Origin of the sequence: Pseudomonas izuensis (assembly GCF_009861505.1) — a bacterium.
Taxonomy (GTDB): domain Bacteria; phylum Pseudomonadota; class Gammaproteobacteria; order Pseudomonadales; family Pseudomonadaceae; genus Aquipseudomonas; species Aquipseudomonas izuensis.
The window spans coordinates 1-24,880 of sequence record NZ_WTFT01000010.1; the positions used below are offsets into that span (position 1 = coordinate 1).

19 protein-coding genes are annotated in these 24,880 nt (G+C 60.9%); 10 read left to right on the forward strand and 9 right to left on the reverse strand.

Going from position 1 to position 24,880, the window contains the following annotated elements; all coding sequences use genetic code 11:
- Window positions 1–90: 90 nt before the first annotated feature.
- The gene (locus GPL81_RS10220) at window positions 91–594 is read right to left on the reverse strand and encodes an MgtC/SapB family protein (protein WP_096511153.1); all 504 of its coding nucleotides are present in this window, start codon (window positions 592–594) and stop codon (window positions 91–93) included.
- A 119-nt stretch (window positions 595–713) separates the two neighbouring features.
- On the opposite strand from GPL81_RS10220, the gene GPL81_RS10225 reads away from it, so the two are divergent.
- The 3 genes from GPL81_RS10225 (at window position 714) to mapR (ending at window position 4,121) form a co-directional block, all read left to right on the forward strand.
- On the forward strand, window positions 714–947 hold the full coding sequence (locus GPL81_RS10225; RefSeq protein ID WP_160106631.1) for a DUF3203 family protein: 234 nt from the start codon (window positions 714–716) through the stop codon (window positions 945–947).
- Between the two features lie 195 nt (window positions 948–1,142).
- Window positions 1,143–2,558 carry a cytochrome c oxidase accessory protein CcoG gene (gene ccoG / locus GPL81_RS10230; protein WP_160106632.1) on the forward strand — a complete coding sequence of 472 codons (1,416 nt, stop codon included), beginning with the start codon at window positions 1,143–1,145 and terminating at the stop codon, window positions 2,556–2,558.
- A 153-nt stretch (window positions 2,559–2,711) separates the two neighbouring features.
- Window positions 2,712–4,121 (forward strand): GntR family transcriptional regulator MpaR, encoded by a 1,410-nt coding sequence (gene mapR / locus GPL81_RS10235; RefSeq protein ID WP_160106633.1) that lies wholly within the window; start codon window positions 2,712–2,714, stop codon window positions 4,119–4,121.
- A gap of 123 nt (window positions 4,122–4,244) precedes the next feature.
- On the opposite strand, the gene GPL81_RS10240 is transcribed toward mapR, so the two are convergent.
- The 8 genes from GPL81_RS10240 to GPL81_RS10275 all read right to left on the reverse strand — a co-directional run bounded on the left by GPL81_RS10240 (window position 4,245) and on the right by GPL81_RS10275 (window position 18,043).
- Entirely contained in the window at window positions 4,245–4,991 is a 747-nt protein-coding gene (locus GPL81_RS10240; RefSeq protein WP_160106634.1) for an SDR family oxidoreductase, read from the reverse strand.
- A 222-nt stretch (window positions 4,992–5,213) separates the two neighbouring features.
- Window positions 5,214–7,295, reverse strand: coding sequence for a putative bifunctional diguanylate cyclase/phosphodiesterase (locus GPL81_RS10245; RefSeq protein ID WP_160106635.1), 2,082 nt, complete (start codon window positions 7,293–7,295; stop codon window positions 5,214–5,216).
- Window positions 7,296–7,564: 269 nt separating this feature from the next.
- On the reverse strand, window positions 7,565–9,055 hold the full coding sequence (locus GPL81_RS10250) for an efflux transporter outer membrane subunit (protein ID WP_160106636.1): 1,491 nt from the start codon (window positions 9,053–9,055) through the stop codon (window positions 7,565–7,567).
- Window positions 9,052–12,159: an efflux RND transporter permease subunit gene (locus GPL81_RS10255; RefSeq protein ID WP_160106637.1), complete on the reverse strand. Its 3,108-nt coding sequence runs from the start codon at window positions 12,157–12,159 to the stop codon at window positions 9,052–9,054. The genes GPL81_RS10250 and GPL81_RS10255 overlap by 4 nt, the downstream gene beginning before the upstream one ends.
- A gap of 136 nt (window positions 12,160–12,295) precedes the next feature.
- Window positions 12,296–15,391, reverse strand: coding sequence for an MdtB/MuxB family multidrug efflux RND transporter permease subunit (locus GPL81_RS10260; RefSeq protein WP_160106638.1), 3,096 nt, complete (start codon window positions 15,389–15,391; stop codon window positions 12,296–12,298).
- The gene (locus GPL81_RS10265; RefSeq protein ID WP_160106639.1) at window positions 15,388–16,704 is read right to left on the reverse strand and encodes an MdtA/MuxA family multidrug efflux RND transporter periplasmic adaptor subunit; all 1,317 of its coding nucleotides are present in this window, start codon (window positions 16,702–16,704) and stop codon (window positions 15,388–15,390) included. Before GPL81_RS10265 ends, GPL81_RS10260 begins: the two co-directional genes overlap by 4 nt.
- A 178-nt stretch (window positions 16,705–16,882) precedes the next feature.
- Window positions 16,883–17,383, reverse strand: a complete 501-nt coding sequence (gene tpx, locus GPL81_RS10270) for a thiol peroxidase (RefSeq protein WP_160106640.1) — start codon at window positions 17,381–17,383, stop codon at window positions 16,883–16,885.
- Between the two features lie 216 nt (window positions 17,384–17,599).
- Window positions 17,600–18,043, reverse strand: coding sequence for an SRPBCC family protein (locus GPL81_RS10275; RefSeq protein WP_160106641.1), 444 nt, complete (start codon window positions 18,041–18,043; stop codon window positions 17,600–17,602).
- Between the two features lie 239 nt (window positions 18,044–18,282).
- Here GPL81_RS10275 and GPL81_RS10280 point away from each other — a divergent pair, with 239 nt between their 5' ends.
- The 7 genes from GPL81_RS10280 to GPL81_RS10310 all read left to right on the forward strand — a co-directional run bounded on the left by GPL81_RS10280 (window position 18,283) and on the right by GPL81_RS10310 (window position 24,879).
- Window positions 18,283–18,702, forward strand: a complete 420-nt coding sequence (locus tag GPL81_RS10280) for a YciI family protein (protein WP_160106642.1) — start codon at window positions 18,283–18,285, stop codon at window positions 18,700–18,702.
- Window positions 18,703–19,107: 405 nt separating this feature from the next.
- Entirely contained in the window at window positions 19,108–19,899 is a 792-nt protein-coding gene (locus GPL81_RS10285; RefSeq protein ID WP_160106643.1) for a hypothetical protein, read from the forward strand.
- Between the two features lie 10 nt (window positions 19,900–19,909).
- Window positions 19,910–21,313, forward strand: a complete 1,404-nt coding sequence (locus tag GPL81_RS10290; RefSeq protein ID WP_160106644.1) for a DUF1254 domain-containing protein — start codon at window positions 19,910–19,912, stop codon at window positions 21,311–21,313.
- Between the two features lie 84 nt (window positions 21,314–21,397).
- Window positions 21,398–22,378, forward strand: coding sequence for an AAA family ATPase (locus tag GPL81_RS10295; RefSeq protein WP_160106645.1), 981 nt, complete (start codon window positions 21,398–21,400; stop codon window positions 22,376–22,378).
- Window positions 22,378–23,322, forward strand: coding sequence for a DUF58 domain-containing protein (locus GPL81_RS10300; protein WP_160106646.1), 945 nt, complete (start codon window positions 22,378–22,380; stop codon window positions 23,320–23,322). Before GPL81_RS10295 ends, GPL81_RS10300 begins: the two co-directional genes overlap by 1 nt.
- Entirely contained in the window at window positions 23,319–23,900 is a 582-nt protein-coding gene (locus tag GPL81_RS10305; protein WP_160106647.1) for a DUF4381 domain-containing protein, read from the forward strand. Before GPL81_RS10300 ends, GPL81_RS10305 begins: the two co-directional genes overlap by 4 nt.
- Complete coding sequence (locus GPL81_RS10310; protein ID WP_160106648.1) at window positions 23,887–24,879, forward strand: vWA domain-containing protein; 993 nt, start codon at window positions 23,887–23,889, stop codon at window positions 24,877–24,879. Before GPL81_RS10305 ends, GPL81_RS10310 begins: the two co-directional genes overlap by 14 nt.
- The last annotated feature ends 1 nt before the right edge of the window (window position 24,880 follow it).

The window sequence follows — 24,880 nt, forward strand, 5'->3', positions numbered from 1 at the left end:
AGCATGGCTTGCCCGCGATGGACGTCAACGATAACGCGCCCAGTCTGAATGACCGCGTTGTCCGAAGGTTTTTCGCTGGCAAGCCAGCTCCTACGAGGGGTCGTGGTCTTTTTCGAGCATTTTTACGATTTTTGGCATGACGCTGAAAATCGCCAACGCCAGAAACGTGCTGAACACCGCCGTCGCCTCCCTGCCCAACCCGGCCGAAACGCCGATGGCGGCGGTCATCCACAGGCCGGCGGCGGTGGTCAGGCCTTTGACGTGGCCTTCGTCGCCCTCGTGGTTTTTCAGTATGGTGCCGGCCCCGAGAAAACCGATCCCGGCGATCACGCCCTGCACCACCCGGCTCATGGCATCGGCCTGGGAGCCGGACATTTGTGGTACCAGCACAAACAGCGCTGCACCCAGCGCGACCAGCATGTGGGTACGAACCCCTGCTGCCTTGCCCTGGTGTTCGCGTTCGAAACCGAGAATGCCGCCCAGCACCGCCGCCATCAGCAGGCGCACGGTGATACGGGTCAGTTGCGAGGCATCGCCGATGTCGGCGAATTCGGCTTGCAGGGTCTCCCAGACTTCATGCCACCAGGCGTTCATGGTGCTGTCCTTGTGAAGGGCCATGGAGGATGGACCGCGCCGACCATTAATCGGTTGCACAGAACGATGGCCAGTGCTGCCCGCCTAATGTTTATCCCGTCGCAAAAAAGGCTCACGTCATGTCCGTACGCATCGAGAACCAGACATGCTTCTTTATCACCGAAAATGGCGAGGAAATTCGCCTGTGCCCCGATGTGACCATCATCACTGACGAGGCCAAGGCCATGTCAGCGGTAGACCTTAACGGCCAGCGCATCTACATCACCGAAGCAGAAGCGGACGCATTGACCGTAGCAGGCGCGGTGGACGGTCGCCGGCATTTGAAGGCCACGAGCAGTGATTCGGTGATTTGACTGATCCGGATCAACAACGCCCGCAAGCGCCTGAGATAGGCATTTGCGTCCCGCCGCGACAGGTGCTTCAACTTGTCGCATGCCGGGCTGCTACAACCATCTGATCCGGTTTTTATTGCAATACCTGAGTCTGTTATGCAATCAGATCGGCGCTCATAGTGCTCATGCCTGATGGAGGCTGATGAGCGAAAGACCATGAGCGAGAGAATCCCCGTCCGAACCGTAGAAACCTTTGAACCTTCACGCCCGAAGAAGATGAAGGTCAAAACCAGCGACAACCTGATCCACACCCGCAGCTTCACCGGCCTGTTTCGTACCCTGCGTATGAGCGGCGCCGGTTTCCTGTTCCTGCTGTTCTTCGGCACCGTATGGTTGAACTGGGGTGGCCGCCAGGCGGTGCTCTGGGACCTCTCCGAAAGCAAATTCCACATCTTTGGCGCGACCTTCTGGCCGCAGGATTTCATCCTGCTCTCAGCATTGCTGATCATTGCCGCCTTCGGTCTGTTTGCGATCACCGTGTTCGCGGGACGCGTGTGGTGCGGCTACACCTGCCCGCAGAGTTCCTGGACCTGGATCTTCATGTGGTGCGAGAAAATCACCGAAGGCGAACGCAACCAGCGCATCAAGTTGCAAGCCGCCCCCTGGGGCCTGAACAAGTTGATGCGCCGCTCGGCCAAGCACACCTTGTGGCTGGCGATCAGCCTGCTGACCGGCCTGACCTTCGTCGGTTACTTCACGCCGATCCGCCCACTGGCCCAAGAGCTGCTGACCTTGCAGATGAGCGGCATCAGCCTGTTCTGGGTGCTGTTCTTCACCGGCGCCACCTACATCAACGCCGGCTGGCTGCGCGAAGCGGTGTGCATGCACATGTGCCCCTATGCACGGTTCCAGAGCGTGATGTTCGACAAGGACACCCTGACCATTTCCTACGATGTAGCGCGGGGCGAAAACCGTGGCCCGCGCAAACGCGAGGTCAAACCGGCCGAGGCCGGGCTGGGTGATTGCATCGACTGCCAGTTGTGCGTGCAGGTCTGCCCCACCGGTATCGACATCCGCGACGGCCTGCAGATGGAATGCATCGGTTGTGCGGCGTGTATCGACGCCTGTGATTCGATCATGGACAAGATGGGCTACGAGCGCGGGTTGATCAGCTACACCTCGGAGCATCAGTTGCAGGGCGGCAAGACGCACCTGTTGCGGCCACGCCTGATCGGCTACACCGCCGTGCTGCTGGTGATGATCGCCGCGTTGGTGGTCGCGCTGATGGAACGGCCGATGGTGTCGCTGGACGTGAGCAAGGACCGTGGCCTGTTCCGCGAGAACAGTCAGGGACAGATCGAAAACATCTACAGCTTGAAGGTCATCAACAAAACCCAGCAACGCCAGGACTACCGCCTGACCCTGGTCGACGGCGACGGCTTCCAGTTGCAAGGCAGGACCGAGTTGAGCCTGGCGCCGGGCGAGATTGTCGATGTGCCGGTGTCGGTGGCGATGACCACGGATCGGCCAGCCAGTAGCTCACAGGGCATCAGCTTCAAGATCGTCGACAGCGATGAGGCCAGTGTTTTCAGCATCGCGAAGAGCCGGTTTGTTGCGCCGATGAATCGTTAAGCCATTAAGATGGCGAGCGCTTCGCGCTCAATCGCGAGCAAGCTTTGCTCCCACAAGTGCGCCTCGAACCTGTGTGAGCAAGCGGGCGGCGTTCCGACTTGCCCGCGATGAAGCCACCCGGTACTTCCAGAGTAAATTCAACTTGGGCACTCGATGAAACGCTACGAAAAATTCGCCGACGACATCGCTGAACTGATCCGCTCCGGCGTCCTCGGCCCCGGCCAGCGCGTGCCGTCGGTGCGCTACGCCAGCCAGACCTATGGGGTCAGCCCGTCCACGGTGTTCCAGGCCTATTACCTGCTTGAACGCCGTGGCCTGATCCGCGCCCGCCCGCGCTCCGGCTACTTCGTCAACGCCCATGCACCACGGCCGTTTTCCGAGCCGGTGATCAGCAGCCAGGTCAATGAATCGACCGAGGTCGACGTCAGCGAACTGGTGTTCTCCGTCCTCGACTCGATCAAGGACCCGAACACCGTGCCCTTCGGCTCGGCATTCCCCAGCCCTACCCTGTTTCCGCTGCAACGGCTGTCGCGCTCGCTGGCCAGCGCTAGCCGCGAAATGGACCCGCGCATGGTGGTCACCGACATGTCGCCGGGCAACCCGCAACTGCGCCGGCAAATCGCCCTGCGCTACATGGTCGGCGGGCTCATGCTGCCAATGGAAGAATTGCTGATCACCAACGGCGCCCTGGAAGCACTGAACCTGTGTTTGCAAGCCGTGACCCAACCCGGCGACCTGGTAGCCATCGAAGCCCCGGCGTTCTACGCCTGCCTGCAAATTCTGGAGCGGCTGAAACTCAAGGCCGTGGAAATCCCGGTGCACCCCCGTGACGGCATCGACCTCGGCGTCCTGGCGCAAACCCTTGAACGCCATCCGATCAAGGCCTGCTGGTGCATGACCAGCTTCCAGAACCCCATGGGTGCGATCATGCCCGAGGCCAAGAAGCAGGAGCTTGTCGAGCTGTTGCGCCGTCATCAGGTGCCGCTGATCGAGGACGATGTCTACGCCGAACTCTATTACGGTCAGCAGGCGCCGAAGCCGGCCAAGGCGTTCGATACCGAAGGGCTGGTGATGCACTGCGGCTCTTTCGCCAAGAGCCTGGCCCCCGGCTACCGCGTCGGCTGGGTCGCCGCCGGGCGCTATGCGCAGAAAATCGAACGCTTGAAGCTTATGACGTCGCTGTGCGCGTCCATGCCGGCCCAGGCCGCCATCGCCGATTACCTGCAACACGGCGGCTATGATCGGCATCTGCGCAAACTGCGCTATGCCCTGGAAGAACAGCAAAGTGCCATGCTGTCGGCCATTGCCCGTTATTTCCCGGCGGACACCCGCGTCAGCCAACCGGCCGGCGGTTACTTCCTGTGGCTGGAGTTGCCGGCACAGATGGATTCGTTGAAGTTGTTCCAGATGGCGCTGGCGCAAGGTATCAGCATCGCGCCCGGGCCGATTTTCTCGCCGACCCGGCGCTTCAGGAATTGCATCCGGTTGAACTACGGCAGCCCGTGGAACGAAGTGTCGGAAAAGGCGATGGAGACATTGGGGCGGATTGTGCGGTCGTTCTGATGATTTGATGTTGTTCGGAATACCGCTATCGCGAGCAGGCTCACTCCTACAGGGATCCGCGGTCACCTGTAGGAGTGAGCCTGCTCGCGATGGCGTCGGTTCAGGCAATGCAAATTCTGAAACCTAACGCCCACCACCCAAATCAACAAAAGTCCCGGTCGCATAGGACGCCTTGTCCGACAACAACCACACAATCGCCTCGGCCACTTCATCCGGTCGCCCGCCACGGGCCATCGGGATTGCCGACTCCAGCTTGCTGACCCGATCCGGATCGCCGCTCAGCGCATGGAAGTCGGTGTAGATGTAACCCGGACGCACCGCATTGACGCGAATCCCCTCGCCCGCCACTTCCTTGGACAAGCCAATGGTGAAGGTGTCGAGCGCGCCCTTGGAGGCGGCGTAGTCGACATACTCATTAGGCGAACCCAGGCGCGCGGCGACCGAGGACACGTTGACGATGCTGCCACCCTGCCCGCCGTGCTTGGGCGACATGCGCAGGATCGCGTGCTTGGCGCAGAGTACCGGCGCCAGCACGTTGGTCTTGAGGATTTTCAGAATGCGGAATTCGGACATTTCGTCGACCCGGGACTTGTGCCCCACGGTGCCGGCGTTGTTCACCAGCGCCGTGACCCGGCCCAGTTCGGTGTCCACCCGGTTGAACAGCGCGACCACCTCGTCTTCGATGCTGACATCGGCGCGCACTGCAATGGCTTGCGCACCCAGGGCGCGGACTTGTTCCAGCACGCGTTGCGCCGCCTCTTCATCAGACTGGTAGTTGATGCAGATCCGATAACCAAGTTCTGCGGCCAACAGGGCTGTGGCGGCACCGATGCCGCGACTGCCGCCGGTGATGACGATGACTTTTTCCATGCAGGCTTTCCCCGTTTCAAGCGTAAGCGGTCGGGGGGAAGGATAACCGGGCTTTGCGGTTTTTGCATGAAGCGGTGGTGACTTTGCCGACGCCTTCCCTGTAGGAGCGAGCTCGCTCGCGATGGACGTGAACGATAATGCGTAAAACCAGATGCCCAGCGGCGCCCTCGGGTTTTTCGCGAGCAAGCTCGCTCCTACAGTGATGAACGATAACGCGGTCGATCACGCGAGCGCCAACTGCTCCGAACGGTGTATTTCCACCATGAAACGGTCAGCCGGCAACGGATGCCCGAGCAGGTAGCCCTGCAACGAGTTGCAACCGAGCTGGGTCAGGAAGTCCTGCTGGACATCGGTTTCCACACCTTCGGCGACGATCCGCAGGCCAAGCGCCTGGCCCAGGGCGACAATGGCAGAAACGATGGCGGCGTCATCGCTATCACGCTCCAGGTCACGCACGAAGCCACGGTCGATTTTCAGTTCGTTGGCCGGCAGGCGCTTGAGGTACATCAGGCTCGAATAGCCGGTACCGAAGTCATCGATAGACAGGTCGACGCCCATTTCCGACAGCTCCTGCAGCACCGTCATGCTGGCATCGGCATCGCTCATGGCGGTGGTCTCGGTGATTTCCAGGGTCAGGCTGTTGGCCGGCAACTTGTGCGTGGCCAGCGCCTTGGCGACGCTCTGCACCAGACCGACATGGCAGAACTGCAACGCCGAAAGGTTCACCGCGATCCGCCAGTCGGTGTAGCCCAGCACGTACCATTCGCGCATCTGCCGGCAGGCTTCGTTGAGCACCCAGTCACCGATGGGAATGATCAGCCCGGACTTTTCCGCCAGCTCAATGAACTTGTCCGGCAGCAGCATGCCCTGGGTCGGGTGTTCCCAGCGCAACAAGGCTTCGGCGCCGACGGGTTGACCGTTGTTGGCGTCAAACTTGGGCTGGTAATACAGGCTGAACTGCTGTTGTTCAACGGCGTTGCGCAGGTCTTGCAACAATTGCAGCTGCTTGCGTGCGTTACCATTCATCGAGGCATCGAAGAAGCTGTAGCCGTTCTTTCCCCCGCCCTTGGCGTGATACATCGCGGCGTCGGCGTTCATCAGCAGTTCATGGGCGGTCTGGCCGTTTCCAGGGTAGAGCGCAATGCCGACACTGGCGGAGATTTGCAAATCGTGTTCGGCGACGCGGAACGAACGCGCAATCAACCCGACCTGCCGCGCCGCCAGGTTCATCGCGTCATTCTGCTCGCTCAGTTGCACCAGCAGCACGAACTCATCGCCGCCGATACGCGCCAGGGTGTCCTGGCTGCGCAGTTCCTCGCGCAGACGCAGGCTGACTTCGCGCAACAGCTGATCGCCCATATGGTGCCCGAACGCATCATTGACCGGCTTGAAGCCATCCAGATCGATGAACATCAACGCAAAACAACCGCCCTCGGCGTCCACTCTGGACATCGCCTGATCGATGCGGTCGGCCAGCAACACGCGATTGGGCAGGCCGGTCAGCGTGTCGTGCAAGGCCAGTTGGGTCAATTCGCGGTTGGCTTCGGTCAGTGACAAGGCCAGGCTGGCGGTGCGGGCTTCGAGTCGCGCATCGAGGATTGAGGTCAGCAAGGCGATGCTCAGCACGGCCAGGGTGGTGATCAACACCAGGTTGTCCAGGCCATTGCCGTTCAGACCATTGCTGGCCGCACCACAAAAACTGCCATCGGGAAAGCGTGCCGCCGCCATGCCGGTGTAGTGCATGCCGACGATGGCAATGCCCATGATCACCGCCGCGCCGCCGCGGATCAGCCGTACATGGGGCGTGTGCTGGCGCAGATGGAACGCGATCCACAACGCCGCGCCGGACGCGCCCACCGCTATGAGCAACGAAGCGCTGAAGAGCGTGGGGTCGTAATCGATACCGGGTTGCATGCGCATGGCTGCCATGCCGGTGTAGTGCATGGCACTGATTCCCGCGCCCATGGCCAGTGCCCCGAACGCCAGCTGCAAGGCCGGCAATTGCGGCTGGCTGACCAGCCACAGGGCGAAGCCGCAGGACAGGATACCGATCAACAGCGACAGCAGCGTAAGGGCGACGTCGTAGCCAAGGTCGATCGGCAGTTTGAATGCGAGCATGCCGATAAAATGCATCGACCATACGCCGACGCCCATGGCGAAAGCACCGCCCGCCGTCCATAGATGCACGGCACGCCCCTTGGCGGTGGCAATGCGCCCGGTCAGGTCGAGCGCGGTGTATGAAGCGAGTATCGCTACACACAGCGAGATGATTACCAGCGTGGGGGAATAACTACCGATGAGCATAAGACGTCTCGCCACCGCCCCCCGTACTGCTTCCTTTCTCGGTGGGGCAAATCGGGCGATTGTACTGATTCCGCCATTGAACGCACTGAAAAAGTAATCATTTAGCCATCAGGCCGATGAAACGCTTGTTTGATTGACCGTAAACGCTCTATCTCGGCACCTGACTCCAGTGGGAGCAAAGCTTGCTCGCGATGACGGACTGACATTCAACATTGATGCTGACTGTTATACCGCTATCGCGAGCAAGCTTTGCTCCTACGGGGTCGGGGTCAGTCGCTTTCGTGTTCGAGGTGGCCGTCCCAGCCGCCACCCAGCGCCGCAATCAACTGCACGCTGGCGATCAATCGGCTCTGCAACAGATCCAGCGCACTGCGCTCGTTGTTCAATGCCGCCGCTTGAACCACCACTACATCCAGATAGGCAATCACCCCGGCCTTGTACTGGTTCTGGGTCAGGCGCAACGATTCACGGGCCGCATCCAGTGCCTGTTGTCTCACGACAGCTTCGTTCTCCAGCACCTTGAGCTGCACCAGAAAGTTTTCCACTTCACGGAAACCGTCGAGCACAGTCTGGCGGTATTTGGCGACGGTTTCGTCATAGGCCGCTTCGCTGCGGTCAACCTCCGCCGAACGCTGTCCGCCGTCGAACACGGTCATGGCCAGTTGCGGGCCCACCGACCAGAAGCGGTTGGGCAAGCTGAACAGGTCCTTCGAGGTACTGCTGCTGTAACCGCCGTTCAGACTCAGGGTCAGGTCCGGGTAATAGGCGGCCTTGGCCACGCCGATGTTGGCATTGGCGGCGATCACCGAACGCTCCGCCGAGGCAATGTCCGGGCGCCGTTCCAGCAGTTGCGAAGGCAGGCTCAGCGGCACCTCCGGCAGCGGCGGGATTTCGTCGGTTTCAGCCAGTTTGAACTCGGCCGGCGCCAGACCGATCAGCACGGCGATGGCGTTTTCGAACTGGGCGCGTTGCCAGATCAGATCGACCAGGTCCGCCTCGGTGCTCTTGAGCTGAGTCTGCGCCTGAGCCACGGCATCCTTGCCGGAAACGCCGGCGCGGTACTGGTTTTCGGTCATTTTCAGCGAACGCTGGTAGGCCTCGACAGTCGCTTCCAGCAACCGCTTCTGCTCATCGATGACCCGCAATTGCAGGTAGTTCTGCACCAGCTCCGACTGCTGGCTCAGACGTATCGCCGCGAGATCGGCGTAGCTGGCCTCCGCATTAGCCGTGTCGGCTTCGAGGCCTCGGCGCAATTTGCCCCAGACATCAGCCTCCCAACTCACGCCAGCCTGCGCCGTGTAGGTGTTGCGGATGCCGCTCGAAGAACTGCTCAGGCTTGAACTGCTGCTGCCGGTGCCCTTACCGGAACGGGTTTTTCCGGCGGTCAGGTCCACCGTCGGGAAAAACGCGCCCCGGGCGCTCTTGACCAAGGCCTGGGCCTGGCGGTATTGCGCCTCGGTCTGGGCAACCGTCTGGTTGGAGCTGTTGAGCTTTTCGATCAGGTCATTGAGTTGCCGATCGCCGTACAGCTCCCACCAGGCACCGCGGGCCAGGGAATCGCTCGGATTGGCCTGGCGCCAGCCGGCCGCTTCCTTGTACTGCGCCGGCTCCGCGGTTTGCGGGCGCTGATAGTCCGGGCCGATGGCGCAGGCACTGAGCATCGCCGCGCACAGCGACAGGCTCAGCAACCGCGAACCTCGGGCCTTAATCAACGATGCGGCCAGCGGTGTAGCCAGGTTGAACAGCGAACGGTCAGTCATAGCGGAGTTTCCAGAGCAGCATCGGTACGCACCCCACGCCAGTGGTTGAAGCGATGGCGCAGTTTGTCGAGATAGAGGTAAACCACCGGGGTGGTGTAAAGGGTCAGCACCTGGCTGAAGATCAGCCCGCCAATGATGGTCAGGCCCAGCGGCTGGCGCATTTCCGCCCCTTCGGCGCGGCTCAGCAGCAGCGGCAAGGCACCGAGGATCGCCGCCAGGGTGGTCATCAGGATCGGCCGCAACCGTTGCAGGCAGGCGTTGCGGATCGATTCCAGCGGTGCCATGCCTTGCTGGCGTTCAAGCTGCAAGGCCAGGTCGATCATCAGGATGGCGTTCTTCTTCACCACGCCGATCAGCAGGAACAATCCCAGTAACGAAATCAGGCTGAACTCGCCACCCAGGACGTAAATCGACAGCAACGCGCCGACCCCCGCCGACGGCAAGGTCGAGAGAATGGTCAGCGGATGAATGTAACTTTCATAGAGCACGCCGAGCACCAGATAGACCGCCACCAACGCCCCCAGAATCATCCATGGCTGGCTTTTCTGGGTCGCGGCGAAGGCATCGGCGGTGCCGGCCATTTTCACGATGACGTCTTCGGGCATCCCGAGTTTGGCAATCGCTCGCTCGATGGCGGCCGTGCCCTGCTCCACCGTGACGCCTTCGGCCATGTCGAAGGAGATACTTTCGGAGGCGAACTGGCCTTCGTGGCTTACCCGATCGTCTTCCAGGCTGTTTTCGTAGTGAGCGATGGTCGACAGCGGAATCCGCGCGCCCGTGGCGGTAATCACCTGAACCTGCTTGAGGGTGATCGGGTCCTGGGCGTATTTCGGATTGACCTCCATCACCACCTGATACTGGTTGAGGCTGTCGTAAATGGTCGAAATCTGCCGCTGGCTGTAGGCGTTGTTCAGCACTGCCGTGACCATGTTCATGTCCACCCCCAGGCGCTTGGCCTGGTCACGATCGACAATCAACGTGACTTGTTGGGCGCCGCGGCCTTCACGGGCATCAATGGCCGTCAGCTCCGGCAAGGCCCTCAGCGCAACGACGACTTTCGGATACCACTCGCGCAGCTCGCCAAGATCGGCGCTTTGCAGGATGTAGGAATACTGCGACGTGGTCTGCTCGCGACCGCCGCCAAATTGCAGGTCCTGATCGGCCATCAGCATCAGCTGCGCACCCGCGACCTTGGGCATTTCCTTGCGCAGGCGTTCGATGACCTTTTGCGCGGAAATATTGCGTTCCTTGATCGGCTTGAGACGCACCAACATGAAAGCGTTATTGGTGCCGTTGGTGCCACCGATGAAGCCGGCAACGCTTTCCACCGCGTCATCCTTGAGCACGGCGCGGCGGAAGGTTTCCATTTTCGGCTGCATCACGCTGAACGACAGGCCGTCGTCGCCGCGCACGAAGCCGATCAGTTGCCCGGTATCCTGCTGCGGTAAAAATGTTTTGGGAACAACGACATACAGCGCAATATTCACGCCGACAGTCACGATCAGGCTCAACAAGGTCAGCCGCCGATGGCGTAGCACCCAGTCGAGGCTGGTCGCATATTTTCCGACCATCCACTCGTTGGCGCGCTGACTCCAGCGTTGCAGGCGGTTTTCCTCGCCTGGCGTGTGCGGCGTGAGCCAGCGGGCGCAGAGCATCGGGGTCAGTGTCAGCGACACCACCAGCGACACCACGATGGCCGCCGCGAGGGTAATGGAGAACTCGCGGAACAGACTTTCGATGATCCCGCCCATGAACAGGATCGACAGAAAGACCGCCACCAGCGACACGTTCATCGACAGCAAGGTGAAACCCACCTCCTGGGCACCGAGATAGGCCGCCTTCATCGGCTTGATGCCTTCGTCGATGTGCCGGGAGATGTTCTCCAGCACCACGATGGCGTCATCCACCACCAGCCCGGTGGCGAGGATCAACGCCATCAGCGACAGGTTGTTCAGCGAAAAGCCGTAGAGGTACATCACCGCAAAGGTGCCCACCAGCGACACCGGCACCGCCAGGGTCGGGATCAACGAGGCGCGGAAATTACCGAGGAACAGGAACACCACCAGGATCACCAGGGCCACGGCGATCAGCAGGGTCATTTCCGCTTCATGCAGCGTCGCCTTGATCACCGGCGAACGGTCCATGGCCAGGTTCAATTTGACGCTGGCCGGCAGCACCGCCTGCAACGCCGGCAACTGGGCCTTGATCTCGTTGACCGTCTCGATGATGTTGGCGCCGGCCTGCCGGTTGATCACCAACAGCACCGCCGAATCGTCGTTGAAAAAGCCGCTGTTGTAACGGTCCTCGACGCCATCGCTGACCTTGGCCACATCCTTCAGGCGCAGGGCTGCGCCATCCGCGTAGTGAATGATCAGCGACTCGTAATCCTTGGCCTTTTCCAGTTGATCGTTGGCCTGCACCTGCCACAGCCGCTGGCCATCTTCCACCGAGCCCTTGGGCCGGCGCACGTTGGCATTGGCGATGGTATTGCGCACATCGTCCAGCGCCACGCCGTACTGGTTGAGCGCCTGGGGTTCGAGCTCAATGCGCACCGCCGGCAATGAGCTGCCGCCGATCTGCACTTCACCCACGCCCTGCACTTGCGACAAGCTCTGGGACAGGATGGTCGAGGCCAGGTCATAGAGCTGGCCTTTTTCCAGCACATCCGATGTCAGCGACAGCACCATGATCGGCGCCTGGGACGGGTTGACCTTCTTGTAGGTCGGCATGCTGCGCATCCCGCTGGGCAGCAGGTTGCGCGAGGCATTGATCGCCGCCTGCACTTCCCGCGCCGCGCCATTGATGTCGCGGTCCAGGTCGAACTGCAGGATCACCCGGGTCGAGCCCTGGCTGGAGCGGCTGCTCATGGTGTTGACCCCGGCGATGGCGCCGAATGAACGTTCCAGCGGTGTCGCCACCGTGGAGGCCATCACTTCGGGACTCGCACCGGGCAGACTGGCCTGGACCACGATCACCGGGAAGTCCATTTGCGGCAGTGGCGACACCGGCAGCAGGCCGAAGCTCACCCCTCCGAGCAGCATGATCGCCAGGCTCAGCAGCATGGTTGCCACCGGGCGCTTGATGAAAGGACCGGAAAGGTTCATCGCCCCTTCCTCCCTGCATCAATCCCTGTAGGAGCGAGCCTGCTCGCGATGGGGCCTGCACATCCGACATGGATGCAGACTGATCCACCGCAATCGCGAGCATGCCCGCTCCCACAGTGTGTACGGTTCAACACTTTCACACCGCCACCTCTTCGGCCTTGGACTTGCCGAAACGCCGTCCCAGACGGTCGAAATACAGGTAGATCACGGGCGTGGTGAACAGCGTCAGAATCTGGCTGACCAGCAAGCCGCCGACCATCACCAGACCCAACGGCTGGCGCAGTTCCGCCCCGGAACCGGTGGCGAGCATCAGCGGCACCGCACCAAACAATGCGGCCAGGGTGGTCATCAGGATCGGCCGGAAGCGCAGCAAAGCGGCCTGATAGATCGCCGTTTGCGGGTCCATGCCCTGATTGCGCTCAGCGTCGAGGGCGAAGTCGATCATCATGATCGCGTTCTTCTTCACGATACCGATCAGCAGGATGATGCCGATGATCGCGATCATCCCCAGGTCATTGCCGCTGAGAATCAGCGCCAGCAAGGCGCCGACCGCCGCCGAGGGCAAGGTGGACAGAATGGTGATCGGGTGAATGTAGCTCTCGTATAGCACGCCCAGCACGATGTACATGGTCACCACCGCCGCCAGAATCAGCAGCAAGGTGCTCGACAGCGAGGCCTGGAAGGCCTGCGCCGCCCCCTGGAACTGGGTCTGCACGCCAATCGGCATGCCGATGTCCTTCTGCACCTGTTCGATGATCTGCACCGCATGCCCCAGCGCAACGCCGGGCGCCAGGTTGAAGGACATCATCACCGCCGGGAACTGGCCGATGTGGGTAATCGCCAGTTGCGCCTGGCGCTCTTCGATATGCGCCAGGCTGGACAACCGCACCTGCCCGCCATCGGTGGTCTTGACGTGAATCTGGTCCAGTGCCTGCGGGCCGATCTTCTCGCCAGACTGTGATTGCAGCACCACGCGGTACTGGCTGGCCTGGGTGTAGATGGTGGAGATCTGCCGCTGGCCAAAGGCGTCATACAGCGCATCGGTGATGTTCGACACCGACACCCCGACCCGGGATGCGGCATCGCGGTCGATCACCAGATAGACCTGCAAGCCCTTGTCCTGCAAGTCGCTGGCAACGTCGGTCAGTTCCGGGCGGTCCGCCAGGGCTTCGACCAGACGCCCGCTCCACAGGCTCAACAGTTCCGAATCCGGCGACGACATGCTGAACTGGTACTGCGTGCGGCTGACCCGGTCCTCGATGGTCAGGTCCTGCACCGGCTGCATGAACAGGCGAATGCCGACCAGCTTGTCCAGTTCCGGTTGCAGGCGGGCAATCACTTGCATTGCGCTCAGGTCGCGGTCGTGGTGCGACTTGAGGTTGATCAGCAACCGACCGCTGTTGAGGGTCGAGTTGTCGCCATCCACGCCAATGTAGGAGGACAGGCTCTCGACGGCAGGGTCGGCCAGAATCACCTTGGCGAGTTCTTGCTGGCGCTCGCTCATGGCGGCGAAGGAAATCGACTGTGGCGCTTCGGAAATACCCTGGATTACCCCGGTGTCCTGCACCGGAAAGAAGCCCTTGGGCACCACCATGTACAGGAATACCGTCAGCGCCAAAGTGCCAATGGCCACCATCAAGGTCAGCGGCTGGTGCTTGAGTACCCACTGCAATTTGCGCCCGTAAGCGGCAATCATCCAGTCAATGGCCGCACCGCTGGCGCGGTAGAAACGTCCCTGTTCGTCTTCCTTCGGTTCGCGCTTGAGCAGCCGCGCGCACATCATCGGTGTCAGGGTCAGGGAGACGACCAGGGAAATCAGGATCGCCACCGCCAGAGTGATGGCAAATTCACGGAACAACCGCCCGACCACGTCCGCCATGAACAGCAGCGGGATCAGTACCGCAATCAAAGACAACGTCAGGGAGATCAGGGTGAACCCGATCTGCTTGGCGCCTTTGAGCGCTGCATTCAGCGGGCTGTCGCCCTCTTCAATAAACCGGGAAATGTTCTCCAGCATCACGATGGCATCGTCCACCACGAAACCGGTGGCGATGGTCAGGGCCATCAGGGTCAGGTTGTTGACCGAGAAACCGGCGAGGTACATCACGCCGAAAGTACCGATCAGCGACAACGGCACGGCCACCGACGGAATGATCGTGGCACTGGCCCGACGCAGGAACAGGAACGTCACCATCACCACCAGGGCGATGGCGATCAGCAATTCATGCTGCACGTCCTTGACCGAGGCGCGGATGGTCTGGGTGCGGTCAGTCAGTACGACGACGTCGAGTCCGGCCGGCAGGTTGTCGGTGATGCTCGGCAGCAAGGCCTTGATCCGGTCCACCACTTCGATGACGTTGGCACCCGGCTGGCGCTGGATGTTCAGCAGCACCGCCTGATTTTCATTGGCCCAGGCCGCCAGTCGCTCGTTTTCGGCGCCATCGACGATCTCGGCGACATCCTTGAGCCGCAGCGGTGCGCCATTGGCGTAGGCCAGGATCAGGTTGGCGTAGTCCGCAGGAGAAGTCAGTTGATCGTTTGCGTCGAGCATCGAGACCCGGGTCGGGCCGTCGAAGTTGCCCTTGGGCTGGTTGACGTTGGATGCACCGATCAGGGTCCGCACGTCCGACAGGTTCAGGCCGTTGGCCGCCAGAGCCTCAGGGTTGACCTTGATCCGCACCGCCTGGCGCTGGCCGCCGGCAATGCTGACCATGCCGACGCCGCTGATCTGGGCGATTTTCTGCGCCATGCGTGTGTCGACCAGATCGTTGAGCTTGGGCAACAGCATGGTCTTGGAGGTGATGGCCAGCGTCAGCACCGGCGTATCGGCCGGGTTGACCTTGTTGTATACCGGTGGCGCCGGCAGGTCCTTGGGCAACAGGTTGGTCGCGGCGTTGATCGCGGCCTGCACCTGCTGCTCGGCGACATCCATGTTGATGTCGAGGCTGAAACGCAAGGTCAGCACCGAGGCACCGCCGGAACTGGTGGAAGCCATCTGGGTCAGGCCGGGCATCTGGCCGAACTGCCGCTCGAGCGGTGCGGTCACGGCACTGGTCATGACGTCCGGGCTGGCGCCGGGATACAGCGTCATGACCCGAATGGTCGGGTAATCGACTTGAGGCAATGCCGATACCGGCAGCAAGCGATAGGCGATCACGCCGGCCAGGATAATGGCCAGCATGCTCAGGGTGGTCGCCACCGGGCGAAGGATGAACAGCCGCGAGAGATTCATGCGCCGCCCTTTTTCGCCTTGTCGGCAGGCGCCGGCTCAGTGGAATTGGCCGCCGATTTGCCTTGCAGATGCCCGGCGGGGTTTGTCGGCACGTCCTGAGGGTTGTTGACCACTTCCACATCACTGCCGTCTTTCAGGCGGTCAGTGCCTTCCAGCACCACGCGATCACCGGCAGCAAGGCCTTCAGTGACCACCGTGTTGATGCCATCGCTGGCGCCGATTTTCAGCTGGCGAATCTTGACCTTCTTGTCGCCGTCCAGGGCATAGACGAACGTGCCGTTGGTGCCGAACTGGATGGCGGCGGACGGTGCGAGGACCACGTCCCTGAGGGTGTCGGCCAGCAGGCGCACGTTGACGAACTGGTTGGGGAACAGCGACTGGTCGCGGTTGTCGTAGCGCGCCTTGAATTTCAGGGTGCCGGTGGTGACGTCGATCTGGTTGTCCAGGCTCTGCAACACGCCAGTGGCTTGCAGCTTGGTGTCACCACGATCCCAGGCCTCGGCAGGCAATTTGGCGCCACTGCGATAACGCGCGAGCACCGTGTCGAGGCTGCTTTCCGGCAAGGTGAAGGCCACGCTGATCGGCTGGGTCTGGGTGATGATCGCCAGCGCCGTGGTGTCGTTGGCCGCGACCAGGTTGCCGACGTCGAGCTGGCGCAGGCCGACGCGCCCGGCAATCGGCGCACGGATCTTGGTGAATTCGAGATTGAGCTTGGCATCGTTGACCGCCGCCTGATTGGTCTTGACCGTGCCCTGGAATTGGCCGACCAGCGCGATGGCGGTGTCCAGGGTCTGTTTGGCGATGCTGTCTTCTTTGTAGAGCCCGGTATATCGCTCTACATCCACCTGGGCGTTCTTCAACTGCGCCTGATTTTGCAGCAAGGTGCCTTCAGCCTGGAGCAAGGCGTTCTGGTACGGACGCGGGTCGATTTCAGCCAGCAGATCACCGGCCTTGACCATCTGCCCTTCTTCGAAATAGATCTTCACCAGTTCACCGCCGACGCGGCTGCGCACATTGATGGTATTCAACGCAGTGACCGTGCCCAGCGCTTTGTAGTACAGCGGGAAATCACCCTTGACCGCCGGCGCTACCCGCACTGGAACCGGCCCCGTTGCACCGCCGAACCCCGGACGCATCGCGCCTGACCTGCCAGTGTGCCCGGCCACGGCCTTGGGCTGCGCGCCTTCTTTCGGCGCAGCACCACCGGGCCAGAATTTCCAGCACAAGGCAGCGATGACCAACAGGACAAGCAGGCCAAACAGCCAGCGACGGGGACTACGGGAAGCGGAGGATTGCATTGAGTGATCAACCATTGGGCGCGAGGGCTTCTTTTACATAAGACAGAACGATAAGCACTGGCGGGGTTTAAGCAAAGCGCCTTTACCGGCAATTTACCTTTGGCTTACGTAACAGGAGATTTATCCAAGATACTGAAACACAAATGAAAACGGCCTGGACAGGGCCAGGCCGTTAACAATTGTAAAACTCTACTTATTTCAGGACAGCGAGTGCAGCTTCGTAGTTCGGCTCGTCAGCGATTTCCTTGACCAGCTCGCTGTGCAGCACATTGTCGTTCTCATCCAGAACAACCACGGCACGGGCGGTCAGGCCTTTGAGCGGGCCGTCAGCAATGGCAACGCCATAATTCTGGATGAACTCGGCACCGCGCAGGGTCGACAGGTTCTGTACGTTTTCCAGGCCTTCGGCACCGCAGAAGCGAGCCTGGGCGAACGGCAGGTCAGCGGAGATGCACAGCACCACGGTGTTGGCGATGTCATTGGCCTGGGCGTTGAATTTGCGCACCGAAGTGGCACAGGTCGGGGTGTCGATGCTTGGGAAGATGTTCAGTACTTTGCGCTTGCCGGCGAAGTCCTTCAGGGTAACGTCGGACAGATTGCCGGCGACCAGGGAAAAGGCTGGCGCCTTGGAACCGGCTTGAGGCAGTTGACCGTTGACTTGAACCGGGTTGCCTTTAAGAGTGACTTGAGCCATGAACGGAGTCCTTCTGTACGTTGTTGTGGAGAATTTTGAAGAGGCCGAAGTTAACCACGAAATTGATCGGCGACCTATACCGGATATACACATCTGCAAATCCGACACAAATCCCTGTGGGAGCGGGCTTGGCCCCGATGAGGGCGGCAGTTTCAACCTATCAGTGACTGACAGATTGCAATCGCGGGCAAGCCCGCTCCCACAGGAATGGTGGTGTTATCTGAGTAACCGCAACATATTGCGATGCCGCGCCGCGAAAATCCGCCGCATATAGCCATTCACCAGCAGTGCCTCGCTCAACGCACCGCCAATCGCCGAATACGTCACCCGATCGGTATACAGCGTACCCCCCTCTCCCGCAGCCACCCGGTGTTCATGACGAAAGGCACGCATCGGCCCCTTGAGCATTTCATCCACGAAATGAACATCGCCGACCTCGCGGATCACCACCGTCCAATTCGAAGGAATGAAGTTGAACATCCAGTGCCGAAAGCGGAACCGGCGGCCGGCTTCGATGCGCAGATCATTCAGGTCGACATCGCCCAGCGGTGTGATGCGTTCGGGGAAGATCTTCGGGAAGTTCACGCCCTCCAGACAGAATTCGAGGACTTCCCTGGGCGTGCGATGGGGAATAAGCGTGGTGAGTTCCAGAACGGGCATGAATGATGGCATTCCATTGGCCAAGGGGCTCACAGACTACCACCCGATGTAGGAGCTGGCTTACCAGCGAAGGCGGTGTGTCAGTCGGACCGCGTTGCGGCATTCGCCAGCAAGCCGGCTCCTACAGGGTTTTTGGGGGTATCACGTAATTTGTTACGACTTTCCATGACTGCATTGTCGATTCAGCCGCTGATCATTCGACTATAAGTGAGTCATTCAAATCCAATGGAGAAAACACCATGCGCTTCATGATCATCATCAAAGCCAGCCAGGACTCCGAAGCCGGCATCATGCCCAGCACCGAACTGCTGACCGCCATGGGCAACTACAACGAAGAACTGGCCAAGGCCGGCATCCTCCTCGCCGGCGAAGGCCTGCAACCCAGCAGCAAAGGCGCCCGTGTGCGCTTCTCCGGCGACAAGCGCACGGTGATCGACGGGCCGTTCGCCGAAACCAAGGAGCTGATCGCCGGCTATTGGTTGTGGCAGGTGAAATCGAAGGAAGAAGCCATCGAATGGGTCAAACGCTGCCCGAACCCGATGCCGGGCACTGAGCCTGAGATCGAGATTCGCCAGGTGTTCGAGTTATCGGACTTTGGCGCGGAGCTCACACCGGAACTGCGGGAGCAGGAAGAGCGGGCGTTTGGCAAGAAGTGTTGAGTATCGAATGAATGGGGCTGGCGATGCATGCAGTCAGCATCACCGTGTCATCGTTCTTCGTCGGAACGCCGCCCGGAGCAAGCCTGCTCCCACATTTTGATCACCGTCGTACACAGGTTGTGTGTTCGCTGAAGACTCAGTGTGGGAGCGGGCTTGCTCGCGATTGCTTTACATCAGGCGATATCACATTCGAGTGCACAGCAGATATCGCATCCAACCCAATGATCGGTATTAACTTTTCAGTACATACAAAAACCAAAGAATTAACCCCTTCGACTGGCTAACCCCTCGTTAGCTGCTAGCTTCAAGAGACGTGTCCTACAGCCTTGAAAGCAAAGAGATTACGTCGTAACGGCCGCCAAGTGCCGAGTTGTCCAAAATGAGCCACCAGGGAATCGGGGAATCATGTTGAACAAAATGGGGATGCACGCCTGTCTTCTGGCGACTTCATTCGCGCCTTTCATCAGTGCCTGTGCGGACAACGCCGAGACCGCCAACAAGAGCAACAACCCGCTGAATTTCGATCCGGGGATGAATCTGCAGGATTACTACACCCCGAAGTACCACAACTCCAATATCCATTCCAACGACCTGTTTGTGCGCGCCACGCTGCCGATTGCGCCGAATGACTTCATCGGTGTGCCGCAGCTGCTGCGCGCCACCGCGCCGATCAGCACTCGCCCCGATCCCAACGGCGGCTACAGCACCGGTGAAGGTGATCTGAACCTGTTCGATATTTTCCTGCTCAAGACCGAAGGCGTGCAGCTGGGCATCGGCCCGCAGATCACTGTGCCGTTTGCCGACAAGGACGAACTCGGCACGGGCAAGTGGCAGGCCGGATTCGCCGCCGTGGCCATAGACACCTCGCCTCGCGGGCTGCTGGGCGCACTGGTGCAATACCAGCGTTCGTTCGCTGGCGACAGCGACCGCGAACAGGTCGAAACCGCCACGTTGCAACCTTTCATCATTCACAACCTGGACCACGGCTGGTACGTGCGATCAACCGGCACCTGGACCTATGACCTGAAAAACGACACCCACTACATCCCACTCGGTTTGGGTGGCGGCAAAGTCTGGAAAGACGGGCCTAATATCCTCAATGCCTTTATCGAGCCGCAATGGACTGTCGACCACAAAGGCAAAGGCTTGCCGAAATTCACGCTGTTCGCTGGCCTCAACGTCACCTTTGGAAAATAAGGACACCGCCATGCACATCGCAGTTCGCACCGCTGGCTTCGGCCTGATGACCATGTTTGTCAGTTGCGGCGTGGGGGCCGACTTCACCGCCACCCCGGAAGAAGCCCGGAGCATCGCCAAGGAGGCCTACCTCTATGGCTTCCCCGTGGTGGAGATGTACAAAACCCTCTACGCACAGGCCGTGGACAAGAAAGGCCCGAATTTCAAGGCGCCGTTCAACCAGATCGGCAACACCGCCAAGGCCTTCACCGCCAGGGATACGGCGTTCGTCACGCCCAACGCGGACACGCCTTACTCCTTCGTCTGGATGGACCTGCGTGCCCAGCCACTGGTCCTCACGTTGCCGCCCATCGAGGAACACCGTTATTACTCGGTGCAATTGATCGACGCCTACACGCAAAACTTCGCTTACCTGGGGACCCGCAGCACCGGCAACAATGGCGGTCATTTCATGATCGCAGGTCCCCACTGGCAAGGTCAGCAACCCCAGAACATCGACCGGCTGCTGCGCAGTGAAACCGACATCGCCTATGCGCTTTACCGCACACAACTGTTCGATGACAAGGACCTGGCCAAGGTCAAGCAGATCCAGAAAGGCTACAAGGTCGAAACCCTGAGCCACTTCGACAAGCACAAGGCGCCACCGGCCGCCGCGAAAATCGACTGGCCCAAACCCGAACCGAACATGAGTGACACCCCGGATCTGTTCCGCTACCTGAATTTCATGCTGGCGTTCGCACCGGCCCAGGACGTGGAAAAGGATCTGCTCGCCCGTTTCAAGACCATCGGTATCGAAGCCGGCAAACCGTTCAACCTCACCAAGCTGAGCGCCGATCAGCGCAAGGCCCTCGAAGACGGCATCAGCGACGCCAAGGCTGAATTCGCCGAGTTCAAGAAAACCAGGGTTGATACCCATGAAGTCACCAGCGGCGATTTTTTCGGCACCCGCGATCATCTCAAGGGCAATTACCTGTACCGCTACGCCGGCGCCGACATGGGCATCTTTGGCAACTCGGCCGAGGAAGCGAATTACATCGGTTACTTCGTCGACAAGGACAGTCAACCTCTCGACGCCTCGAAGCATGATTACACCCTGCATTTCGACAAGGATGCCCTGCCCCCGGCCGAGGCGTTCTGGTCGCTGACCATGTACAACGCCAAGAACAAACTGCTGGTGGCCAACCCGCTCAACCGCTACCTGATCAACTCCTCCATGCTGCCCGACCTCAAGCTCGACGCCGACGGCGGCCTGACCCTCTACCTGCAGAGCAAGGCCCCGGCCAAGGATTTGCAAAGCAACTGGTTGCCGGCACCCAACGGGCCGTTCTACGGCGTACTGCGCCTGTATCTGCCTAAACCGGAAGTCGCCAGCGGCCAATGGAACATGCCGCTTCTGACCCCTGTAACCCCGTAAACCAACAGACGGATTCAGCCATGGCCAGGTCCGAGAGCAACGGTTTCAGCGCCGCCCCGACGTTGGCGTTTACCTGGAGACAGCATGACCGCACTCAATGACCTCAACGCCCTGCAAGCCAGCATCGCCGAAACCGTGCTCGGCCAGGACCAGGTGATTCGGCAAATCCTCCTCGGCCTGCTGGCCAACGGGCACTTGCTGCTGGAGAGCCTGCCGGGGCTGGCCAAGACCCGCACCGTGAAGGCGCTCGCCAAACATCTGGACGCGAAGATGAGCCGCATCCAGTTCACCCCTGATTTGTTGCCGTCCGACATCACCGGCGCCGAAGTGCTGCATCAGGTCGACGGCAAACACGAGATCCGGTTCCAGCCAGGCCCCTTGTTCGGCAACCTGATCCTGGCCGATGAAATCAACCGCGCCCCGGCCAAGGTCCAGGCGGCGTTGCTCGAAGCCATGGAAGAACGCCAGATCACCGTGGCCGGCAACAGCCATGCATTGCCGGAGCTGTTCATCGTGGTCGCCACCCAGAACCCCATTGAACAGGAAGGCACCTACCCGTTGCCGGAAGCGCAAATGGACCGTTTCCTGATGAAAGTGCTGCTCGATTACCCAAGCGCCGAAAACGAAAGCCAGGTTCTGCGACTGTTGCGTGAAGAGGAGCAGGCCCTGGGTGCCAAGGCTGCTGCGGTACAGGGCTTTGCACTGGTCCAGGACGTGATTTTCGCCGCGCGCCGGGAAGTCAGCGTGGTGCACGTGTCGACGGCCATCGACCGCTACCTGATCGATCTGATCAATGCCACGCGGCACCCGGCCGATTACGACGCCGACCTCGCTCGCTGGATTGCCATCGGCGCCAGCCCGCGCGGCGGTATCGGCCTGGACCGCTGCGCCCGGGCCGATGCGTGGTTGCAGGGCCAGGATTTCGTTTCGCCGGACAACGTGCGCGCCGTGGTGCACCCGGTGCTGCGCCATCGCCTGCAACTGAGCTACGACGCGGTGGCCGACGGCGTGAGCGCCGATCAGGTGCTCGACCGTTTGCTCGATAAAGTCGCGATTCCCGCCTGATGGTTATGAAGAGTGCGGACGGTCTGGTCTATGTCTCACTGGCGCAATTAATGGCCCTGGCGTTCAAGGCCCATGACCTGAGTTTTGTCGCGCGTCAGCCCCAGGGCAGCATCCTCGCCGGCAACCATGCCTCGCGCCTGCGTGGCCGTGGCTTGAACTTCGATGAGTTGCGCCGCTATCAACCCGGCGACGATTTGCGTCACCTCGATTGGCGCGCGTCGCTGCGCACCGGCAAACCGGTGGTGCGTACCTTCACCGAAGAGCGCGACCGCCCGGCATTGATTGTGGTCGACCAGCGCATGAGCATGTTCTTCGGCTCGCAACGCAGCTTCAAATCCGCCGTCGCCGCCGAACTGGGTGCCCTGGCGGCGTGGATGGTGTTCAACGCCGGGGATCGGGTCGGCGGGCTGGTGTTCAACGACCGGCGCATCGACAGCATCGCGCCGCTGCGCAGCCGCAAGCGCATCGAAGCGCTGTGCAGCCGCATCGTCCAGCAGAACCAGGCATTGGACGCCAGCAACCCGGATGCCGAAGGCCAGGACCAGCTCGACAAAGTGTTGCAGCACTGCCTGGCCCTGGCGGGACACGATCATTTGATCTGTATCGTCAGCGACTTTGCCGGTGCCGGTGAGCGCACCTTGCAGTTGATGCGGCAGTTGGCGGCGCACAACGATGTGATCGCCATGCAGGTCTACGACCCGTTGGCGCTGAACCTGCCGAAAAATGGTCGCTTGTTGATCACCCAAGGCCAATTGCAGGTGGAACTGGCGGTGGAGCGTCGGCAAGTTCACCAGCCGTTGGGCGACTTTCTAAGTGGTCGGCTCAAGGACGTTGCCACGCTACTGCGACGCAGCCAGGTGCCGCTGATGATGTTCAGCACCGCCACCGAGGCGCACGAACAGTTGCGTGCCGAATTGGGCAAGATGGCTGGGGCGCGGCGATGAATCCCAACATTCCGGGCATCGAGCAACTCAAGGAAATCGCACTGCCCGCACCGGTCAGTTATGCGCCGCAGACCTGGGGTTGGTGGGTGTTGCTCGGTTTGCTGATGATGACCGTGGTGATTATCGCCGCCCGGCGATATTGGCAATGGCGCCGTGATCGATATCGGCGTGCGGCGCTGGTGCGCCTGGCACAGTTGAAGCAGCGCAGTGATGACCTGAATGCATTGCGCGAGCTTCCAGAGCTGCTAAAGCGCACCGCCCTCTCCATGCCCAACCCCGTACCTGTGGGAGCAAGGCTTGCCCGCGATGCAGACGGTGCGGTCCTTCAAGTAAACCGCGTTATCGTTCATCGCGGGCAAGCCTTGCTCCCACAGGGTCCTGCTGCGCTCGGGAAAGAGGATTGGCAGACCTTCCTGCAGCAACACTGCAAGCAACCCTTACCCACCGATTTCAGCCTACAACTCGCCCAACTGGCCTACGCCCCGGACGCCACCCTCCGCGCCCTGCCGGCCAAACAACGCCAACACCTGTTCGACACCTGCAAACACTGGATAGAGCACCATCATGTGGCAGCTTGATTACCCCTGGTTGTTACTGCTGCTGCCGTTGCCGTGGTTCGGCTATCGCTACCTGCCTGACTACCGCGAGGCACGCAGCGCGGTGCGGGTGCCGTTTTTTGCGGCCATGAGCCGCGCGGTCGGCCAGGCGCCGAGTCAGGCGGGCGCACGCAACAACCGTTGGCAGTTGCTGCTGAACCTGCTGGTCTGGGTGCTGTTGCTGCTGGCAGCGGCCCGGCCGGTGTACCTGGAAAAGCCCATCGAGCGCCAACAACCGGTGCGCGACCTAATGCTGGCCATCGACCTGTCCCAGTCCATGGAAACCACCGATTTCACCGACACCAATGGCCGGAAAATCAATCGTCTGGCCGCCGTGAAGGCCGTGGTACACGGCTTTATCGACAAACGCAAAGAGGACCGCCTCGGCTTGATCGTGTTCGGCAGTGGCGCGTATCCGCAGGCGCCGCTGACCCTCGATCACGCCAGCCTGTCACTGTTGCTGGACGATACCGGTATCGGCATGGCCGGTCCCAACACCGCCATCGGCGATGCCATCGGCTTGAGCCTCAAACTGCTGGAGCAGGCCCGTGAACAGGAAAAGGTCCTGATCCTGCTCACCGATGGCAATGACACCAGCAGCGCCATCACCCCGGATCATGCAGCGGCCATGGCGGCCGCCAAGGGCGTGGTGATTCACACCATCGGCATTGGCGATCCCAATGCCGCCGGTGAAGCCAAGGTCAACCTGACGAGCCTGCAACAAATCGCCGAGGTGACCGGTGGCAAGTTCTTCCGCGCCGAAGACCGCACCGCGCTGGATCAGGTCTATAGCACCCTCGACACACTCACCCCTCATCAGGTGAAAACCCTCAGCCATCAACCGAAAAAGGATCTGTTCTGGTGGCCGCTGGGGGCGGCGATTGCGCTGCTCGCGCTCTATCACCTGGGTGCCTTGCTGCGTCCGCGCCTGTCCATGGCCCGTCAGCGGCAGGAGGCCTGAG

Excerpts from the sequence above, each read along its gene's own strand:
- GPL81_RS10220 (WP_096511153.1), bottom strand. The coding sequence starts at position 594 with ATGAACGCCTGGTGGCATGAAGTCTGGGAGACCCTGCAAGCCGAATTC.
- GPL81_RS10245 (WP_160106635.1), bottom strand. The coding sequence starts at position 7,295 with ATGCTCATCGGTAGTTATTCCCCCACGCTGGTAATCATCTCGCTGTGT.
- GPL81_RS10310 (WP_160106648.1), top strand. The coding sequence starts at position 23,887 with ATGTGGCAGCTTGATTACCCCTGGTTGTTACTGCTGCTGCCGTTGCCG.
- mapR (WP_160106633.1), top strand. The coding sequence starts at position 2,712 with ATGAAACGCTACGAAAAATTCGCCGACGACATCGCTGAACTGATCCGC.
- GPL81_RS10225 (WP_160106631.1), top strand. The coding sequence starts at position 714 with ATGTCCGTACGCATCGAGAACCAGACATGCTTCTTTATCACCGAAAAT.
- ccoG (WP_160106632.1), top strand. The coding sequence starts at position 1,143 with ATGAGCGAGAGAATCCCCGTCCGAACCGTAGAAACCTTTGAACCTTCA.
- GPL81_RS10265 (WP_160106639.1), bottom strand. The coding sequence starts at position 16,704 with ATGGTTGATCACTCAATGCAATCCTCCGCTTCCCGTAGTCCCCGTCGC.
- GPL81_RS10305 (WP_160106647.1), top strand. The coding sequence starts at position 23,319 with ATGAATCCCAACATTCCGGGCATCGAGCAACTCAAGGAAATCGCACTG.
- GPL81_RS10300 (WP_160106646.1), top strand. The coding sequence starts at position 22,378 with ATGGTTATGAAGAGTGCGGACGGTCTGGTCTATGTCTCACTGGCGCAA.
- GPL81_RS10255 (WP_160106637.1), bottom strand. The coding sequence starts at position 12,159 with ATGAACCTTTCCGGTCCTTTCATCAAGCGCCCGGTGGCAACCATGCTG.
- GPL81_RS10295 (WP_160106645.1), top strand. The coding sequence starts at position 21,398 with ATGACCGCACTCAATGACCTCAACGCCCTGCAAGCCAGCATCGCCGAA.
- GPL81_RS10280 (WP_160106642.1), top strand. The coding sequence starts at position 18,283 with ATGCGCTTCATGATCATCATCAAAGCCAGCCAGGACTCCGAAGCCGGC.
- GPL81_RS10240 (WP_160106634.1), bottom strand. The coding sequence starts at position 4,991 with ATGGAAAAAGTCATCGTCATCACCGGCGGCAGTCGCGGCATCGGTGCC.
- tpx (WP_160106640.1), bottom strand. The coding sequence starts at position 17,383 with ATGGCTCAAGTCACTCTTAAAGGCAACCCGGTTCAAGTCAACGGTCAA.
- GPL81_RS10290 (WP_160106644.1), top strand. The coding sequence starts at position 19,910 with ATGCACATCGCAGTTCGCACCGCTGGCTTCGGCCTGATGACCATGTTT.
- GPL81_RS10285 (WP_160106643.1), top strand. The coding sequence starts at position 19,108 with ATGTTGAACAAAATGGGGATGCACGCCTGTCTTCTGGCGACTTCATTC.
- GPL81_RS10260 (WP_160106638.1), bottom strand. The coding sequence starts at position 15,391 with ATGAATCTCTCGCGGCTGTTCATCCTTCGCCCGGTGGCGACCACCCTG.
- GPL81_RS10250 (WP_160106636.1), bottom strand. The coding sequence starts at position 9,055 with ATGACTGACCGTTCGCTGTTCAACCTGGCTACACCGCTGGCCGCATCG.
- GPL81_RS10275 (WP_160106641.1), bottom strand. The coding sequence starts at position 18,043 with ATGCCCGTTCTGGAACTCACCACGCTTATTCCCCATCGCACGCCCAGG.